The organism is Glaciihabitans sp. GrIS 2.15 (genome assembly GCF_035984695.1).
In the GTDB taxonomy this organism is placed as follows: Bacteria; Actinomycetota; Actinomycetes; order Actinomycetales; family Microbacteriaceae; genus Lacisediminihabitans.
In genome coordinates this window covers 1-2,106 of the sequence record NZ_JAXCHU010000032.1, presented here as the reverse complement: position 1 = coordinate 2,106, position 2,106 = coordinate 1, and the positions used below count along the sequence as shown (strand labels likewise).

Annotated in this window: 2 protein-coding genes; both read left to right on the top strand. The window is 63.2% G+C overall.

Going from position 1 to position 2,106, the window contains the following annotated elements; translation table 11 throughout:
* The first annotated feature begins 161 nt into the window (after positions 1-161).
* Positions 162-1,733, top strand: coding sequence for an IS21 family transposase (gene istA, locus RCH11_RS18060; RefSeq protein ID WP_327058412.1), 1,572 nt, complete (start codon positions 162-164; stop codon positions 1,731-1,733).
* Positions 1,730-2,106 (top strand): ATP-binding protein (locus tag RCH11_RS18055; RefSeq protein WP_327058411.1); only part of this gene is annotated, 377 nt, incomplete at its 3' end. The genes istA and RCH11_RS18055, both read left to right, overlap by 4 nt.

Sequence of the window (2,106 nt, the reverse complement as noted above, 5' to 3'; positions counted from 1 at the left end):
TGAGTATTTGAGCTTTTGGGGGCCACCGATATTGACGTTCGGGGCCACTGGTCGATCTGGTCAGTAGCGCGGTGTGGGGCCACCGAGTATTTCCGTTGGGGGCCATCTGCTTAGCTCCTTCCGCTGCGTGTATAGGCACGCGGCGGAAGGAGTGATTAGTAATGGTACGAAGGATCAAAGCGAAACTGGTGCTCGAGCTCCGCGCCGAGGGGATGACGGGGCGCGCGATCGCTCTCGCGCAGGGCATGTCGCGCAAGAGTGTGTTGGCCGTGTTCGACGCCGCCGAGAAGGCCGGTATCGGCAGTGACGGTCACGTTGGCCGTGGCGATGCCGAGGTTTATGCGTTGCTGTTCCCGGGCCGCGGCGAACACGAGAGTGTGTTCGTGCAGCCCGATTGGGAAGGAGTACACAAAGAGCTCGCCAAGGTCGGGGTGACGCTGAAACTGCTCCATGGCGAGTATGTCGACGGGTGCGCGGTGACGGGGCAGCCGGCGATGGGTTACGACCGATTCTGCAAGGCATATGCGACGCATACGCTGGTCACGGGAGCGGCATCCCGGGTTGGCCATAAGGCTGGGCGGACGGTCGAGGTCGACTGGTCGGGGCCGACGATGCAGCTCACCGACCCGGTGACGGGCGAGACGTCTCGGGTGTATTTGTTCGTGGCATGTCTGCCGTTTTCCCGGTATGCGTTCGTGGAACCGGCGCTGGATATGCGGCAAGACACCTGGCTGCTGGCCAACGTCGCGATGTTCGAGTGGTTCGGCGGAACGGTTCCCCGGATCGTGCCCGACAACCTGAAGACCGGCGTGATCAAGCACCCTCGAGAGGGTGAGATCGTGTTGAACGACGCATATCGGGAGATGGCTGCGCATTACTCGGCAGCGGTGCTGCCGGGCCGACCGCGGGCACCTAAAGACAAAGCGAGCGTGGAAAATACGGTCTCTCATGTCGCCACCTGGGTGATCGCAGGGTTACGTCATCGGAGCTTCGGAACGCTTCCCGAACTGCGCGCCGCGATCCGGGAGCGCATGGATGCCTACAACCGGGAACCGTTCCAGAAACGTGCCGGCTCCCGCCTCAGCGTGTTTCAAGCCGAGGAGAGGGCGTTGCTGCGGCCGCTGCCGTCGGCCCCGTATGAGATCAGCCGGTGGATCATGGGGCGTCGGGTGCAGAAGAACGGGCATGTGGTCTGGGAGAAGAACTTCTACTCCGCCCCCTACGCGCACGTCGGGCAAGGCGTCGATCTGCGCATCACCAGCCAACTGCTGGAGATTTACCGGAACCATGAGCGGCTCACCAGCCACCTGTTGTTTGGTGAGCATGTCGTGAACGAATACCGCACGAACGATGCCGACCAGCCCCAGGGAGAGAAGTATCGGGAATGGGACGCGGTCAGGATCCGGGCCTGGGCCGAACGAGTTGGACCCCACATGGTGACCGTGGTGAACAGGATCTTCGAGGCCGTGCCCGTGGAGGAGCAGGGCTTCGACGCCGCCCTCGCAGCGCTGCGGCTGAGCCGCCGCTACTCCAGTGAGAGAGTGGAAAAAGCGTGCCAGATCGCGCTCGAGGGTCGTGTTCGCTCGCCCCGATATGCCCATTTGCAACCGATCCTGGAGACTGGGCAAGACAAGGCAGCCACCCGCAGGATGCCGCGATTCGAACCCGCCGAACCTGAATCGGGCGGATATGTCCGCGGCGCCGATTACTACGCCGGGGGCGGTGCACGGTGAGCCGGATCGATATTGAGACCAAACGCAAGCTCCGCGAGATGGGCGTGTCCACCCTGTTGGACGCGTTCGATGCGCAAGACGACACCCTCACGCTCGGTTTGGCGTTCGGGGAGAGAATCAAACTCGCCGTCGATGACGCCCACTCCGCCTTCACCCAAACCAAGGTCGAGGGGCTGATCCGCCGGGCGAACCTGCGGTATCCAAACGCGGACCTGCGCCGCCTGGACCTTGTCGAGGAACGTGGCCTTGACCGGTCGATGATCGCGGGACTGGGCACCTGCTCATTCATCGACCGGCAACAGAACGTTGTGTTCCAGGGATTCACCGGGTCGGGGAAATCGTATCTGGGCTGCGCGCTGGCGAAGGCCGCGTG

What these genes read in the sequence shown, in the direction of transcription:
- istA (WP_327058412.1), top strand. Translation starts at nt 162, where the DNA reads ATGGTACGAAGGATCAAAGCGAAACTGGTGCTCGAGCTCCGCGCCGAG.